Annotated in this window: 10 protein-coding genes; 5 read left to right on the plus strand and 5 right to left on the minus strand. The window is 70.5% G+C overall.

Annotated elements, in window-relative coordinates:
- Nucleotides 1-65: 65 nt before the first annotated feature.
- Nucleotides 66-680, minus strand: a complete 615-nt coding sequence (locus tag AC6JA9_RS36775; RefSeq protein WP_141325754.1) for an RNA polymerase sigma factor — start codon at nucleotides 678-680, stop codon at nucleotides 66-68.
- A gap of 35 nt (nucleotides 681-715) precedes the next feature.
- Entirely contained in the window at nucleotides 716-1,303 is a 588-nt protein-coding gene (locus AC6JA9_RS36780) for a DNA-3-methyladenine glycosylase (RefSeq protein WP_141325767.1), read from the minus strand.
- Nucleotides 1,304-1,437: 134 nt separating this feature from the next.
- Here AC6JA9_RS36780 and AC6JA9_RS36785 point away from each other — a divergent pair, with 134 nt between their 5' ends.
- Complete coding sequence (locus AC6JA9_RS36785; RefSeq protein WP_223782618.1) at nucleotides 1,438-2,988, plus strand: 4-alpha-glucanotransferase; 1,551 nt, start codon at nucleotides 1,438-1,440, stop codon at nucleotides 2,986-2,988.
- A gap of 65 nt (nucleotides 2,989-3,053) precedes the next feature.
- Here AC6JA9_RS36785 and AC6JA9_RS36790 read toward each other — a convergent pair whose 3' ends face one another.
- Nucleotides 3,054-3,362, minus strand: a complete 309-nt coding sequence (locus AC6JA9_RS36790; protein WP_141325756.1) for a hypothetical protein — start codon at nucleotides 3,360-3,362, stop codon at nucleotides 3,054-3,056.
- A 166-nt stretch (nucleotides 3,363-3,528) separates the two neighbouring features.
- On the opposite strand from AC6JA9_RS36790, the gene AC6JA9_RS36795 reads away from it, so the two are divergent.
- Entirely contained in the window at nucleotides 3,529-5,658 is a 2,130-nt protein-coding gene (locus tag AC6JA9_RS36795) for a BamA/TamA family outer membrane protein (RefSeq protein ID WP_223747047.1), read from the plus strand.
- The gene (locus AC6JA9_RS36800) at nucleotides 5,655-10,367 is read left to right on the plus strand and encodes a translocation/assembly module TamB domain-containing protein (RefSeq protein ID WP_223782619.1); all 4,713 of its coding nucleotides are present in this window, start codon (nucleotides 5,655-5,657) and stop codon (nucleotides 10,365-10,367) included. The genes AC6JA9_RS36795 and AC6JA9_RS36800 overlap by 4 nt, the downstream gene beginning before the upstream one ends.
- Nucleotides 10,368-10,392: 25 nt before the next feature.
- Here the strand turns inward: AC6JA9_RS36800 and AC6JA9_RS36805 are convergent, their stop codons facing one another.
- Nucleotides 10,393-11,448 carry a hypothetical protein gene (locus AC6JA9_RS36805; protein WP_223747045.1) on the minus strand — a complete coding sequence of 352 codons (1,056 nt, stop codon included), beginning with the start codon at nucleotides 11,446-11,448 and terminating at the stop codon, nucleotides 10,393-10,395.
- Nucleotides 11,449-11,694: 246 nt separating this feature from the next.
- Between AC6JA9_RS36805 and AC6JA9_RS36810 the strand changes: the two genes are divergently transcribed.
- The gene (locus tag AC6JA9_RS36810) at nucleotides 11,695-13,002 is read left to right on the plus strand and encodes a hypothetical protein (protein ID WP_223782620.1); all 1,308 of its coding nucleotides are present in this window, start codon (nucleotides 11,695-11,697) and stop codon (nucleotides 13,000-13,002) included.
- A 42-nt stretch (nucleotides 13,003-13,044) separates the two neighbouring features.
- On the opposite strand, the gene AC6JA9_RS36815 is transcribed toward AC6JA9_RS36810, so the two are convergent.
- Entirely contained in the window at nucleotides 13,045-14,727 is a 1,683-nt protein-coding gene (locus AC6JA9_RS36815; RefSeq protein ID WP_497958554.1) for a hypothetical protein, read from the minus strand.
- A gap of 306 nt (nucleotides 14,728-15,033) precedes the next feature.
- Here AC6JA9_RS36815 and AC6JA9_RS36820 point away from each other — a divergent pair, with 306 nt between their 5' ends.
- Nucleotides 15,034-16,290: a calcium-binding protein gene (locus AC6JA9_RS36820; RefSeq protein WP_223747042.1), complete on the plus strand. Its 1,257-nt coding sequence runs from the start codon at nucleotides 15,034-15,036 to the stop codon at nucleotides 16,288-16,290.
- The last annotated feature ends 15 nt before the right edge of the window (nucleotides 16,291-16,305 follow it).

Raw genomic sequence — 16,305 nt, forward strand, 5'->3', positions numbered from 1 at the left:
ACCTCGGCTGGCTGCGGCGCGCCCTCGTCCTCGCTTCGGAAGATGCGGAGCCCCCCGTTCGCGTTTCACGGCCCGGGATTGTCGCGGTTGTAGAAGGCGTCGATGGCTTCCCGGAGCGCGAGACGAGCCCGGTGCAGGCGGCTCTTGATGGCGGGGATGGAATCCCCCGTCACTTCCGCAATCTGTTCGTAACTGAGGCCGTCCACGTCTTTCAAGAGGAAGACCTCACGATACCCCTCGGGCAGGCGGTCCGCCGCCTGCCGGATGGCCTGGCCCAGCTCCGCGTCCAGGGCCTTCTCCTCGGCGTCCCGACTCCAGTCCGTCTGGGGGTAGTCCGCCAGCGTACCCCGGGGGGTGAACTCCGGCCCCTGAAGCTCCGCCTCGGCCGCCTGGGCCACCCGCCGGTGGCGCAGGCGCATGAGCGCATGGTTGGCCGCGATGCGGTGCACCCACGAGCCGAAGGCCGCATCCCCGCGGAAATCCTTGAGATGTTGGTAGGCCGACAGGAAGGTGTCCTGGGTGATTTCGGCGGCGTCCGCCTCCGAGCGCGTCATCCGCAGCGCCAGACCGTACACCTTGTCCTGGTGGGCTCCCACCAGGGCCTCGAAGGCGGACATGTCCCCGTCCTGCGCGCGGGCGAGGAGCTGGCGATCATCTTCCGTGGCGACCTCGTCGGACATGGCGGGGCGCACCCAACCAGCCGGAAGCGCCTTCGTCAAGCGCGGTTGCGACGCCTCGTCCCAGGCCGCTTGCTGACATGTTGACTGTCCCGGACCCACAGCCGGAAGGGCTCGTCCGCCCACGCCCCCGCGTACTCCACGCCGATGCGGGGGCCCTTCTCCACCCGCCCCTCCTCCACCGGCACACCCGGGAGCAGGTGCAGCCCCGGTGAGGCCAGGTCCACCCGGTTGTGCGCGAGCGTCAGCCCCATCGCCTTGCACAGCTTGCCGGGCCCGTCCGTGCGCGCGCCTGCGTCCAGCCCCTCCACCGGCTCCACCGCGCGCACCAGCACCGCCGCCCCCACCCCGGGCGCGTCCGTCACCACGTTGAAGCAGTGGTGCATCCCATAGATGAGATACATGTAGGCCTTTCCCGGCGGGCCGAACATGACCTCGGTGCGAGGGGTGAGCCCCTTGGCGGCGTGGCAGGCCAGGTCGTGCTCGCCGATATAGGCCTCGGTCTCGACGATTCGCCCCACCCGCCGGGCGCCGTCGGACGCCTGCACGACGAGCAGCGTACCGAGCAGCTCCCGCGCCACGACGAGGGCCGGGCGCGCGTAGAAGGACGAAGGCAACACGCTCACGTCCAGCAGTGTACCGCTCAGGGCCGACTTGCGCCTTGGAATGGACAACCGTCCACCAGCGGAAAACGGCCCTGCACTTCCTGTCGCCGGACCAGTTCACTCCAGCGCGGGGCTGGTGCAGATTGCGCCGCACCATGTCCACCCCCGGCCGGCTCTCCGGTCTCCTGCTTCCGCTCTTCTCCCTGCGCTCCCCGACGGATTTCGGCATCGGTGACTTCGGCGCGCTCGACGGCCTGTTCTCCTGGATGAAGCTCGGGCGTCAGCGCCTGCTGATGCTGTTGCCGCTGCTGCCCACCGCGCCGGGTGACTCCAGCCCCTACGCCACCCGCTCGGCGTTCGGCCTCAACCCGCTCTTCATCGACCTGCACGCGCTGCCGGAGTTCACCGCCTCGGGCGGCGAGGCCGCGCTCTCCGACGAGCAGCGCCGGCAGCTCGCCGAGGCCCGGAGCGCCCCGCGCATCCGCTACGACCTGGTCTTCCCCCTGAAGGACGCCGCCCTGGCGCGCGCGTTCGACACCTTCGAGGCGCAGCACTGGGCCACCCAGTCCGAGCGCGCCCGCGCCTTCGCCCGGTGGCGCGACGCCCAGGCTGGCTGGCTGGAGACCTACGCCCTGTTCACCGCCATCAGCGAGCAGGAGGACCGCCGCGCGTGGTGGGAGTGGCCGGAGGGCCTGCGCACCCGTCAGCCGGAGGCGCTCGCCGCCAAGGGGAAGGAATTGGAGCGCCGGGTGCGCTACCACGCGTGGCTGCAGTGGGTGGCCGAGGAGCAGTGGAACGCCGCGCGCGCCAAGGCCCGCGCCCAGGACGTGCTCCTGTGCGGCGACGAGCCGTTCATCATCGGCCAGGACAGCGCGGACTGCTGGGCCAACCCCACCATCCTGCGCCGCGACGCGCGGCTGGGCGTGCCGCCGGATGACTTCTCCGCCACCGGCCAGGACTGGGGCCTGCCCTACTTCGACTTCGTCGCCATGCAGGAGGACGACTACGCCTGGCTCAAGGCGCGCGCGAAGAAGGCCGCCAGCTACTATGACCTGCGCCGCGTGGACCACGCGGTGGGCTACTTCCGTCAGTGGATTCGCGACGAGCAGACGCCCACCGGGCGCTTCATCCCGCCGGACGAGGAGAGCCACAAGCGGCTGGGCCGCAAGCACTTCGAGCTGCTCTCCGAGGGCGCGGGCATCGTCGCCGAGGACCTGGGCGTGATTCCGCCCTTCGTGCGCCACATCCTCGCGGAGCTCAAGCTGCCCGGCTACCGCGTGATGCGCTGGGAGCGCGACGACAACACGTACCGCAACCCCCACCAGTTCCCCGCAATCTCCCTGGTGACGACGGGCACCCACGACACCGACACCATGGTGGAGTGGTGGGAGGGCGCCCGCGACGACGAGCGCCAGGCCGCCGCCCGCGCGTGGCCGGAGTTCCACGGCGTGCCGGTGTCGCGCGAGTTCACCCCGGAGGTGCACCGGGCCCTGCTGGCCGCGGCGCTCAACTCGGGCAGTGATTTGTGCGTGCTGCCCTGGCAGGACGTGCTCGGCACCCGGGACCGCATCAACCTGCCGGGCTCCATGAGCGACTCGAACTGGGCCTACCGCATCGCCCAGGACGTGGGCTCGCTGCTCAACGACGCCACGACGCGCGAGGCCGCCGAGAAGCTGGCCTGGCTCACCGCCTCCGCGCGCCGCTGAAGGACGCCTTCCCACCGCCGTGCCCGGGGTGATTCGCACCCGGGCGCGGTGGCGTGGCCCTCACCTCAGTCGATGCACTTCACCTGACCGGGGAAGCCATCGAAGATGGCGCAGCGGCGGTTGGAGTTCGCGCACTCGAGCCTGTCGCAGACGTCCTCGGTGACGCAGATGGGCGGAGAGCGGCCGAATTCCAGGAATACCTCGGCGCAGAACTCGTAGATCTGCTCGCAGCCGAAGGAGCCGCAGTACTCGGCGTCCGCGAGGCTCTCACCTTCTCGGAGTTTGACGACCTCGTCGTCATCCACGCCGCAGGCGGAGGCGAGCGCCGACACCACGCAGAACACCAGGACTCTGATTCGGCGGGACAGGAGCATGGCCCCCAATCTGGCGCACCTTGGCGCGGCTTGCACGTGTCGAGGTGTTTCGAGCAAGGACTTGCCGACAGAGGCCGGGATGAAGAGACGTTGGAATGCGACAAAGGGAGGAGGTCGTCCTCCACAAGACGCGCTGCCCCTCTTGCCTTCCGGGTATGAACAGTCCGTGGCCGTTGACCTGCTCCGACTCCTCCGCATCGCCACCGTCGCCCTGCTCCTGAGCATGGCGGGTTGTGCCACCACGTCCACGCCGCCCCCGGGACCCAAGGTCGCCAAGCTCGACATCGAGGGCACGAAGCAGGTGAGCGAGGGCGACATCAAGGACCGCATCCTCACGTCGCAGACGCCGTGGTGGGCGTTCTGGCCGTTCGGCGGGCCCAACTACTTCGACCCCAACGCGTGGCAGGCGGACCTGCGCCGCATCGAGCGCTACTACCAGGCCCAGGGCTACTACCAGGCGGAGGTGGTGGACAGCGAGGTGAAGCCCAAGGGCGACGCGGTGGAGCTCTTCGTGGAGGTGAACGAGGGCGAGCCCACGCGCATCGGCGACATCACCATCGAGGGGCTGCAGGCGCTGCCGGAGGAGGAGCGCGGCAAGCACCGCGAGCGGCTCGAGTCGAAGCTGCCCTTCAAGAAGGGCGACATCTTCCGCGAGGGGCCGTGGGAGGAGTCCAAGGGCGCGATGCAGGAGCAGCTGCGCGAGCAGGGCTACGCGGAGGCCGAGGTGTCGGGCGAGGTCCAGGTGGACGTGGACACGAAGCTGGCCCGGGTGCGGCTCGACGTGAAGCCGGGGCTTCGCTACCGCTTCGGCAACACCTTCGTGGCCACGGACGCCAACCCCGAGGTGCCTCCGCGCCGCATCATCGAGCAGGTGCAGGGCGCGCTGCGCAAGGGGGACTGGTACAGCGAGACGGCGCTCGCGGAGGCGCAGGCGCGCGTGTTCCGCATGGGCGTGTTCGGCGCGGTGAAGGTGAACCGGGGCGCGCCGGACCGCGAGTCCGCCACGGTGCCCGTCGTGGTGGACGTGCGCGAGGCGCCGTTCCGCTCGGTGCGGCTGGGTGGTGGTATCGGCGTGGACGCCGCGCGCCAGGAGGTCCGCGCGCTGGGTGAGTGGACGCACCGCAACTTCCTGGGCGGCCTGCGCCGGGTGACGGTGCGGGGGCGCGCCGGTTACGCCTTCATCCCCAACATCCTGAGCACGTCGAAGCAGGGCCCCGTGTTCGAGGTGACGGGCGAGTACGAGCAGCCGCGCTTCCTCTTCCGGGACCTGCGCCAGCAGACCTCGCTCACGCTGGAGAAGGGCCTGGAGCAGGCCTACGACTTCTACGGCGGCCGGTTGCAGACGGGCGTCATCTGGCAGCCGCACCGCAACTTCTCCGTCTTCCCGTCCTACAACCTCCAGGTGTACCGGCTGTCGGGTCGGGTGAGCGCGGACTCGCGCGTGCCGCCCGTGATCCTGGGCTGCGGCGAGGGGCAGACGCGCTGTGACGTGTCGCTCTCCTTCCTGGAGGTCGCGTTCGCGTGGGACCGGCGCGACGACCCGGTGGAGCCGCGCGACGGCTACTACGTGAGCATGTCCGTGCAGAAGGGCGGCGGCTTCCTGCAGGGTGACTTCAACTACGTGCGGCTGCTGCCGGACCTGCGCTTCTACCGCTCCTTCGGCGAGGAGAAGCGCGTGGTGCTGGCGGGCAAGCTGCGGATGGGGACGCTCAACCCGGCGGGAAACTCGCAGAGCTCCATCGTCACGCGCTTCTTCTCCGGCGGCGCCACGTCCATGCGCGGCTTCAACGGCCAGCGCCTGTCGCCCCTGGCCGCGCTGGAGAAGCAGGAGGACACCAACGGGGACGGCGAGCCGGACACCCCGGTGCAGAACGAGGAGTGGGAGACGGTGCCGGTGGGCGGCAACAGCCTGATAGAGACCTCGCTGGAGCTGCGCTACCAGATCACCGAGAGCATCATGCTGGCGACGTTCTGGGACTCGGGCCTGGTGGGGGTGGAGGGCTTCGACTCGCCGCGCGCGCCGCGGCTGTTCGGTCCCGAGCACTACCACGCGGTGGGCCTGGGGCTGCGCTACCTGACGGTGGTGGGCCCCATCCGCCTGGACATCGCGCGGCGGCTGAACCTGGGCCAGGGATTGCCCGTGGCCACGCCGGGGTACATCTATCCGTCCTCCGGTGGATGCTTCGGCATTGGCAGCAAGTGGAAGCCGGATGGACCCACCTCCCGGCAGGCGACCTTCGCGGGGGCCCCTGACGGACAGTGCGCGCTGCACCTGTCGATTGGAGAGGCGTTTTGAGCCGGCGACGCTGGGGGCGACGACTGCTGTGGGGGCTGCTGGGCGGCCTGGCCTTCATCGTGCTCGCCGTGGTGGGCGTGCTCGTCTGGGCGACGTCCGCGCCGGGCGAGCGGTTCCTGGTGGGCAAGGGGCTGCAGCTCGCCAACGAGCAGTTCTCCGGCAGGCTCGAAGTCGGGGGCCTGGACCTGGCGCCGCCGGGCGCGGTGCTCACCGGGGTGAAGCTGTATGACCCGGAGGGAGAGCTGGTCGCGGAGATTGCCCGCGTCGAGGCCCGCGTGCGGCTGGGCGGACTCCTCCAGCAACAGGTCCGATTGACGGAGGCCCGCATCGAGGCGCCCCGCCTCTACCTCGCGCAGGACGAGCGCGGGTTGAACCTGTCGCGCGCGATTGCGCCCCGCGTGCCCAAGCCCGAGGAGCCGCCCGGTCCGCGCGGCAAGCTGCGCGTGGACCTGGACGCGCTGGTGCTCCAGGACGGCTACGTCGACTTCCGGCAGGAGCTGGAGGACGGCGGCGAGCGGCACGCGCGGCTGGAGGACCTGGACGCCACGGCCTCCGGACACTTCGCCGCGGCGACGCAGGGCTTCGGCGCCACGCTGGAGGCCACCGCGGCCCTGACGCAGCCGACGAAGGGCCCCGTGAAGCTGAGCCTCAAGGGCGGCGGCGAGGAGGGCGCGCTCGACGCGGACGTGAAGCTGGAGCTCGCGGGGCTCCTGCTCGACGCGAGCGCCAACGCGAAGCTCCCCGCCGAGACGCCGCCCGGCCAGCCTCCTGGCGCCCTGAAGGCGGACCTGGTGGTGCGCAAGCTCACCGTGCCGCCGGAGCTGCCGCGCGGCTTCGTGCCCTCGTGGCCCCTGCTGGTGCCCGTGCACGTGGAGGGCACGGCGGGCATCGAGGGTGACCTGGCCCAGGCCCAGCTGTCCGGCAAGGCGGCGGACGCGACGCTCGAGCTGAAGGGCGACGTGGACCTGGAGCGCCTGCGCACCCGCGGCGTCACCGTGAAGGTGCGAGGCGTGGACCTGTCCGCGCTCGTGGCCGAGGGGCCGAAGACGAGCCTGTCCGCGGACCTGAGCGCGAAGGGCGGCGGCACCAGCCTGGAGACGCTCGACGGCGAGGTGGACCTCACCGTGTCGCCGTCGCGCTTCAAGGGCCAGCCGCTGGGGCCCGTGGAGCTGCACGCGAAGGCGAAGGACGGCCAGTACACGCTGTCGCGGCTCCTGGTGCTGGTGCCGGGCGCCTCGCTCCAGGCCAAGGGCCAGGGCACGGCGCAGGCGGTGCGCATCGACGGCGGGCTGACGGCGGGCAACCTGGCCCTGCTGTCCGACTCGCTGACGAAGCTGCTGCCCGGCGCGGTGCCGCCCATCTCCGGCAGCGGCACGCTGGAGTTCAAGGTGGAGGGCCCCGTGCGCGCGCCCGGCGTGGTGGCGCAGGGCAACTTCACGTCGCTGACCTACGGCGACTACGCGATTCGCAACCTCACGCTGAACGCGGAGGTGCCGGACGCCACCCGCCCGCTGACGACCGACGCGACGCTGGTGGTGGGCGTGCTGAAGGTGGGCGAGCGGATGTTCCGCGACGTGTCCGTGGGCATCGCCACCGAGGAGCGCCGCCTGGAGGCCAGCGTGCGCGTCATGGGCGACACGGCGCTGGGGCTGACGCTCGCGGGGCTGGTGGACGACGACGGCATGGGGCTGGCGCTGGAGGCGCTGACCTTGTCGTGGCCGGAGGCAACGTGGAAGCTGCAAGGCCCCACGCACGTGGGCTTCGGCGGGGGCAAGGTGGAGGTGGAGCCCGCGCTGCGGCTCGGCTCGGGCGGACAGGCGCTGGGCGTGCGCGCCCTGCTGGTCAACGAGCGGCTGACGGCGCGCGTGGACCTGGAAGCGGTGGACCTGTCGCTGCTGCCGCGCGTCGCGGTGCCGGAGTCGCTGGGGCTGGGCGGCACGGTGTCGGGCTTCGTCACCGCGCAGGGCCGGATGCCGCGTCCGGACGCGCAGGTGAAGCTGAGCTGGAGCGACGGACGCGCGCAGGGCTACGAGGACCTGCAGCTCGCGCTGGACGCGACGTACGTGAAGGACCGCGCGCAGGGCACACTCTCCGCGGGCCTGCCGGTGGCGAAGCTCACCGCGAACTTCGACGTGCCGGTGCAGGGCGTGCTGAAGCGGCGCAAGGACACGCTGTCGCTCAAGGCGAACCTCGAGGGCGTGGACCTGGCCGGGGTGATGAAGCTGCTCGAGCGTCCGGAGCCGGTGAGCGGCACCGTGTCCGCCCAGCTCGTGGTGGACGGCACCGCGAAGGACCCGCGCCTGGACTTCGTGTTGCTCGGCCAGCAGGTGAACTACAGCGCGCCGCCCCCGGGCTTCGCCCTGAAGGCCCCGCTGGACTTCGAGCTGCGCGCGGCCTCCGACAAGGAGGACGGCACGCTGGACGCGCGCCTGGACGTGCGCGGCCTGGGCACCCAGCAGACCTACGTGGTGCTGCGCACGCCCTTCACGGTGGGCGGGATGATGGCGCGGCCGCCGCAAGCCGAGGACCTCCTCTCCGCGTCGGTGGACCTGGAGGCCCGCGTGGCGGAGCTGCCCCTGGCCCAGTTCGAGGGCGTGGGCGGACTGCAGAAGCCCGGCGGCAACGTGTCGGTGCAGCTCAACCTCACCGGCTCCGCGCTGGTGCCCCAGGCGCGCCTGAGCGTGCTGGGCGTGGGGCTCACCGCGTACGGGCTGCCGCCGATGAACAGCCAGCTGGGCGTGGTGGGTGACGACCAGGACGTGCGCGTGACGCTGGCCGCGCAGCGCGAGGACGGGCCCCTGGCGCAGCTGGACCTCACGCTGGACGCGCCGCTGGGCGCGCTGCAGGACCAGGAGGTCTACGGACACATCCCCTTCCAGCTCAAGGGCCGGCTGGGCCCGGTGTCGCTGCAGCAGCTACCCGGCGTGGCCAAGGCGCGCGCCACGGGTGAGCGCGCGCAGCGGACGGGCGCGCCGTCGTCCCAGAAGGGCCTGCAGGGCGAGCTGGCGGTGGAGCTGGCCGCGCGAGGCACGCTGGACGCGCCGCGCATGGAGCTGACCGCCGGCGTGCAGAAGCTGGGCATGGGCGCGCTGGCGCTGGGGCAGGCGCGGTTGCAGTACGGCTACCAGGACGCGCGCTCCAAGTTCGACGTGCTGCTCACCGCGCCGTCGGGCGGCACCATGATGGTGGACGGCGGCCTGGAGCTGGACGTGTCGCTGCCCGCGATTCGCCGCGGCCTGGACACCTCGCGCGCGCCCATGGAGGTGACGCTGCAGGCGAAGGACTTCGACCCGTCGTTCCTGTCCGGCGCGGCGGAGATGCTGCGCAGCATCGGCGGCTTGATTCAAGCGGACGCGAAGCTCGCGGGCACGCTCGCGGTGCCCACCTTCCAGGGGTCGATGAAGTGGAAGGACGGCAAGCTCGCGCTGATGGGGCTGGGCGAGTACCGCGACATCCAGCTGGCGCTGGAGGCCAGCCAGGAGCGCCTGGCCATCAACACGCTGTCCATGAAGGCCGGCGGCGGCACCGTCTGGCTGGACGCGCCGCTGACGGCCACGCGCAACCCCCGGGGCGAGTACGAGCTGACCAGCCCCCAGGACAACCCCTACCCGCTGCGCGCCCGCGACTTCCCCATCGTCTTCGACGACCAGCTGATGGCGGTGCTGAGCCTGCGCGCGAAGGTGGAGGGCACCCTCTCCGAGCGGCTGGTCAACCTGCGCAACGTCTCCGTGCCGGAGGCCACCGTCGAGCTGCCCGAGGCCAAGCGCAAGGACCTCCAGGACCTGGAGCGCCCCGGCGACGTGGTGCTCGTGCGCAACGGTCAGCCCATCGAGCGGCGCAAGCGCAAGCAGCCCCAGCAGCCCTCGCCCGGAGACCCCGAGCCCGAGGTCGCCGCGGGTCCGTCCACGGAGCCTCCGACGCCCGCCGACGCGGAGGAGGACCTGGAGACGGGCGACGAGCCGAAGCCCCAGCGCGCGTACTGGGTGAACGTGAACGCGCCGCGAAACATCTGGGTGAAGGGCAGCGACCTCAACGTGGAGCTGGGTCTGTCGGAGGACTTCCGCGTCGAGTACACCGACGTGGCGCGCCTCTTCGGACAGGTGCGCGTGCTGCGCGGCCGCGTGGACGTGCTGGGCCGCCGCTTCGACGTGCAGCGCGACAGCCTGGTGAGCTTCACCGGCCCGCCCACCGTCCCGTACATCAACGTCACCGCGGAGCACCGCGCCGAGAGCTCCAACATCACGGTGTACGTCACCATCCGGGGCCAGGGCCGCGACATCACCCTGAAGCCCACGAGCGAGCCGCCCCTGCCCGAGTCCGAAATCTACACGCTGCTCGCCACCGGCCGGCGCACGCTGGAGCGAGGCTCCGGCGCGTCCATGACGGCCAGCGCGCAGGCGGCCTCCGTGGTGGGCTCGCTCGTCGCCAACGAGGCGCGCAAGGCGCTGGCCGCGAAGCTGCCGCTGGACGTGCTGTCGATTGAAGCCGGCGGCGCGGGCATCGCCGGCACCAAGCTGGAGGTGGGCACCTACGTCACCGACAAAATCTACGTCGGCTACACCGGACGCGTGGGCGCCAACATCCAGCAGGGAGAGAACTCCAACGCGGTCCGCTTCGAGTACCAGTTCGGACCGCGCTGGAGCCTGGAAGGACAGTACGGCGACGCCCGCTCGGGCGGCCTCGACCTCATCTGGACCAACGAGTACTGAGGGCCGCCCTCCAAGCGCGAGGGGGCTACAGCCAGTACATCTCGAAGCACGCGCCCACCGGGCCCGCGCCGCTGTCGGGCGCCATGGGCGAGCTCACCCACGCGCCGCCCACGCCGCACTGGCTCCACTGCTGGTTCGACGAGGACTGCACGCAGGTGCGCGCGGGAACCGAGCGGCCCAGCGTGGCGGACGAGCACCACGGCCACGCCTGGGTGCAGTTGGTGGGGCGCGTGGTGCTGCCCGCGGTGAAGACGCCGGAGACGCACTGGCGCCACATCGCATCGGACGAGCTCTGCACGCAGCCGAGCTCCGGCACCGTCGTGCCCGCCGTCTCCGACACGCAGCCCGTGGACGTCGGGGCCCCCCAGTTGAAGCCGCCATCTGCGTACCGGTGGTAGATGACCGACACCAACGACGAGCCGCCCACCGTCGTGCGGCCACACTGCGTCGCGTACGCGCCCACCCAGGGCGTGTACGTGTAGAGCGCCGCGGTGGCCTTGTTGGTCGGCTTCACCGAGCACGGGTCCAACGTCGCCTTCGTCGTGCCCACCTTCCAGCCGGACACGGTGGCCCGCCCCGCGTCCAGGTCCGTGAAGTAGCCGCGCAGCTTCTTCGCCGAGCAATCAATCTGCTTGCCGAAGCCCACGTATTGCGCGTCACACCCGCTGCTGTCGGGACAACCACAGCCGGTCGCCTTGCTCAGGTTGTTGGAGGTGCCGCTCTGCACCAGGCTGGACTCCACCTGGATGCGCGCGAGCATGTACAGCGGGCTGATGCCGAACGCCTTGGAGCGCTCGACGATGAGCGCCGCCGCCGTCTTGTTGCTGAAGGCCGGGTCCCGATAGGTGGCCAGGTACGAGCCCTGCTGCGTCAGGAAGGCCTGCACCTGCTCGGTCGTAATCCACTGGTGGCCCAGGAGGTTGTCGTCCTCCAGCAGCCGGTGCATGTCGTACTTCACCGTGGCTCGCTGCAACACCTGTCCGGTCAGCTCGTCGACGAACTCGTCCTGCTCCTCTTCGACAGGGCCACAGCCAACCGCCAACAGCGCGGGCACCATGAGCCACCACAGTCGCGTCTTCATCACGGCCTCGAGGGGAGATGCGCCGTGCCCGCGAGTGAAGCGCTCGCCTCCCAGCGGGCCCGGCAGGGGGGGGAGCCTTCTCGTCTACCCGGCCCCTGCCTCATGTCTCAAGAATTTCTTGAATTGAAGGAATGACAGATTATTGGCGCCGAGCTGGATGGGCGCCCGGAGCGCGGGTGCTGTCCTGGAGTCCAGGGGACTTGAGGCTCACGCGGCGCGTCGGGCTAGCGTCCTAGGCGTATGCACATGCCCTGCTCGATGTGGCTGAAGCGTCTGGTGGTGGTCAGCGTGTCCCTCGCGGTGCTGGGCGGTTGCTCCAGCTCGGACGACGACGGCAAGACACCCGCGGCGGATGGCGGGACGAACACTCCGGACGGCGGAGGCACCGCCAGCGGTGACTGCCTGGGAGAGACGTTCCTGGAGTCGCTGGGCGAGGACCGGCTGCTGGTGGGCGCGCAGATGGAGGACGACACCGCGGCCAGCGCGCCGTTCGACGTGCACTACCTGTACATCGCCAGCGGGCTGGTGGACTCGAACAACGTGTGCACGTCGTGCACGTCGGGCTGCAACGCGGGGGGAACATCCTGCGCGAATGGCGCGTGCGCGTGGTGGGGCTGCTGGCAGGACCTGTCGCAGCCGCCGGGGGACTACATCCGCGGCTTCGTGTCGCGGGCGGCGGGGCGGCAGCAGCTCCCGTTCATCACGTACTACCAGCAGCTGCTGGGCAGCGTGGGGCCCTCGGGTGAGGGCGAGCAGCAGCTCACGGCGCTCAACGACGCGGCGGTGATGCGGCGCTACTTCGCGGACTATCGCTTCACGCTGCAGCAGGTGGGCAGCGCGCGCGCCCTGCTCCACCTGGAGCCGGACCTGTGGGGCTATCTCCAGTTCTTCTCCAACGGCAATCCGGACTCGGTGCCCGCGCAGGTGGCGAGCGCGAACAACACGGACTGCGGAGGCATGGCGAACACCGCGTCGGGCCTGAGCCGCTGCATGATTGCGATGGCGCGCAAGTACGCGCCGAACGCGAAGGTGAGCCTGCACGCGAGCCCCTGGTCGACGCGCGTCGACGTGTACCTCAACACCAACGCGTCCTTCGACATCGCGGGCGAGGCGCGCAAGGTGGCCGACTTCCTGTCGAAGCTGGGCGCGGCGGACACGGACTTCATCGTCGTGGAGGCGTCGGACCGCGACGCGGGCTTCTACGACAGCATCGGCGAGGAGACGTGGTGGGACGTGGACAACCGCAAGCTGCCCCACTTCCGTCAGGCCTTCACCTGGGCCGCCGCCATCTCCGAGCGGCTGGGCAAGCCGAACTTCTGGTGGCAGCTGCCGGTGGGCAACATGAGCCTGCCGAACAGCAACACGCGCTGGAAGGACAACCGCGTGGACTACTTCTTCTCGCACACCGCGGAGCTGGCCGCCGCGCACTCCGTGGGCTTCTCCTTCGGCGCGGGTGAGGGCCGACAGACGTCGCCGGAGACCGACAACGGAAACCTGGCCAGCCGCGTCCGCGCGTACAAGCAGGCCGGTGGACAGGTGCCTTGCGTGAAGTAGCCGTCCGGACGGAGGCGGGACCGCGGTGACTCGCGGTCCCGCTCAGAACAGGCGTGAGTAGGTGGGCCTCGCGTCCGGCCGCGGCGTCCATCGCCGGCCGTCGCGAGGAAGCCAGAGCAGGTGGAAGCGCTCCGCGGGCCCTTCGTAGCGCACCGGGTGCTCGCCGCGCTCGAGCACAAGCTCCGCCTGCGTCACCCGCTGGCCGTCGATGAACAGCGCGCCCGTCTCGAGCACGGACGCGGGCTCGACGAAGTAGCGACCCTGACGCACGGCGAGGAAGCGGTCCTCCAGCCTGTCCCCGTTCTTCACGTCGTACCGCTGGCCCCAGAGGAACAGGTCCCCGTCGTACGGCTGGTAGTGCGTGTCGAGGAACCCGCGCAGCCCGGGCGGCAACCCGGACGTCCGCAGGTCATCCACGCGCAGCACGCAGCCCTTCTCCATCAGCGCCTCGGGCACCTCGCGCGCCAGCTGGTCCGGGATGGCGCCGCGCAGGTACGCGTCCGTGTAGAAGTAGAAGTGCGCGTGTGGCCGGCTCACGTAGCCACCGGAGTTGTCGTAGGCCACGTCCTCGGGCCCCGTGAGCGTGGCGATGCGCCCCAGCACCTCCCGCTGTCTGGCATTGCCGTCCCCGTCGAGCAGGGACTCCAGTCGCCACACCTGCAGGCAGACCAGCGCTCCCAATGCCACACCCAGCGCCACCCTCGCGCGCACGTGCTCGACGAGGAAGCCCACCCCACGCGCCATGAACGGCGCGAGCACGCCCAGCCAGGGCAGCAGGCTGTACGGGAAGGGCGCGCGCTGGAGCGCGTACGAGCCGAACGTCGCCACCACCGCGAGCAGCAACGGCAGGTCCGCGTCCGCCCAGCGCTCGGGGCCGGTGCTCCACCACCGCCTCACCGTCGCCGCCACGCCCAGCCCCGCCAGGCCGAAGAGCCACGGCTGCTCACGCAAGACCGGCCCCAGGTAGTCCCACGGCGAGAAGCCGGGATAGTGACGCTGGTGCTCGGCGGCCCACACGAAGCACCATTGCCACCACGCGCTCCACGACGCCGTCGCCGTGAGGTACGCCGCCACCGCCGCGAGCCCCACGCCCGCGCCCGCCAGGAACATCCCCGGCTGCGTCACCAGCGCGGGTGCACGTCCGCGCCGAACCATCAGGTCCACCGCGAGCGCCGCGCCCACCACCCCGCCGAAGAACAGCACCTTCTGCGAGGCCCACAGCGCGGCCACGTACGCCAGCCCCGCCACGAAGCCTGGCCACCGCGTCCCCGGCCGCACCGACAGCGCCGCGAGCGCGCCCAGGAACAGCGCCGTGGATAGCGCATCCGGACGAATCTCCGTGGCGAAGCGCGTGAAGGGCACGCACGAGAGCAGCAGCAGCGGCCCCAGCCAGCGCACGACCGGGCCCTCGCGCCGGTTCAGCACCGCCACCGCGACACAGCTCCCCAACAGCGGCACCAGCATGGCCGCGCGCAACGCGAGCACGCCCCTGGGCGAGTCCCCCAGCAGCCAGAACAGCGGCGCCAGCGCCTGGTACACGAGCGGGAAGTGCACCTCGAAGAAGTCCCGGTAGGGCACCTGCCCCTTCGAGACGAGCCACGCCGCATGGGCATACTGGAACTCGTCGATGCTGAAGGCCTTGTGCAAGGCCAGCCGCGCGGCCAGCCCCCCCAACCCCAGGAGTCCCAGCCCAAGTCCCACGCGCGTCCACCGTGCGTCCGTCATCGGCCGCCCTCTTACCCCGAATCCCTCCCACCTCCTGGGGTGGTCCTGACCGCATGAACCGAGCATCAACTTTTGATAGTAGGGAACTATTTTGACCCAGTTGTGCATCCCGCTCTTTCCGTGTATCTCGTCTTTACCCTGTGAGCTTCAAGGGGAGCGGGCCGCCCCCTCATCCCGTGACGACACCTCCAGGTCGGGGCGGCCCGCGTCATTTCGCAGAGGGGGAATCACCACATGTCTCAGCACCAGCCGTGGGGCGCCAGGCGCTCCGCGATTGCTCGTTCATGTCTTGGGGCCGTTGGAGCCGTGGCGTTGGTCTGGGGAGCCGTCGCGCCGGGGAGCGCGCAGGCCGCCCTCCAACTGCCCGGGCTGGACCTCACCGCGCACTGCGTGCAGCGCTACGGCTCGGGAGCCTTCGCCACGCTGACCGCGAACAATGCGTATGGCTGGTCCTGCTACAAGAATGGCCAGTACCTGGGAATGGACCTCAACCAGGCGTGCCAGACGCAGCACACGAATGGCTTCCAGGCCGCGTACCGCAACTTCAACGACGCCTATTCCTGGTACTGCCAGCTCCGCGCGAACTACACGTCGCAGCAGGGGCTGACGCACTCGCTCTATGTCTGGAAGGGGCAGTACGTCGCCCTGCGCACGCCGGACATCACCACCTGCGCGAGCTCGACGAAGGAAATCACCGCGCAGATGGCCCTGCTGGTGGATGGGTTCGACCGGGGCTACACCTTCTACAAGGACGTCACGGGCGCTCAGCCCTCGCTCTTCCGCAACTACTACGGCTTGAACAGCATGGCCGTGCTGCCCTCGGGGTACGCGACGGGCTGCGGCAGCTCCACGGACCCGGCCTGCGGTGAGCGCGGCCGGACGGGCATCGAGTTCCGCTACAACCTGTACCAGACGGACATCTGCGCGGAAGCCCTCGCCACGGTGGCGACGCTCAACAACACGGGATTCTACGAGCTGGGCCGCAACTTCTGGTTCTACGAGAACCAGCTCGCGTCCACCAACGGCAACTACGCCCACGCCATGGTGACGGGCTACGCGGTGCTGATGCGCTTCCTGTCCATGGACTATTACGCGCTGCCTGTCTCCACGGGGCACGCGAGCCTCTACAACAACGTGAAGAGCCTGGTGAACACGTACCGCATCGCCACGGCGCCGTGCACGACGCCGGGCGTCTCCGGCACGCGCGTCTCGCCGGGCAGCACGACGTGCTACCAGCATGACTGGGCGAATACGCTGCTCGTGAAGCAGGGCGTCGGCGGCCTGGACACGACGGACCTGTTCGCCTCCTTCGTGCTCCGCCTCAAGCACGTCCATGGCTGGCCCTTCATCTTCCAGCTCTGGCGCAAGGTGGGCGCCATCTCCGGCACGGCGACGAGCCCCTACACCTCGGCGGACAACTTCGTGCTCGCCGCCAGCCGCGCGGCCAACGTCAACCTGGCCGACGTGTTCGAGACCGCCTGGCGGTGGCCCGTGAGCATGTCCGTGCGCAACACGCTCCAGAGCGAACTCGGCAATCCGGTGAGCACCACGCCGTATCTGTGAACCCGGCCCGAGCCG

The organism is Myxococcus sp. MH1, assembly GCF_059738865.1.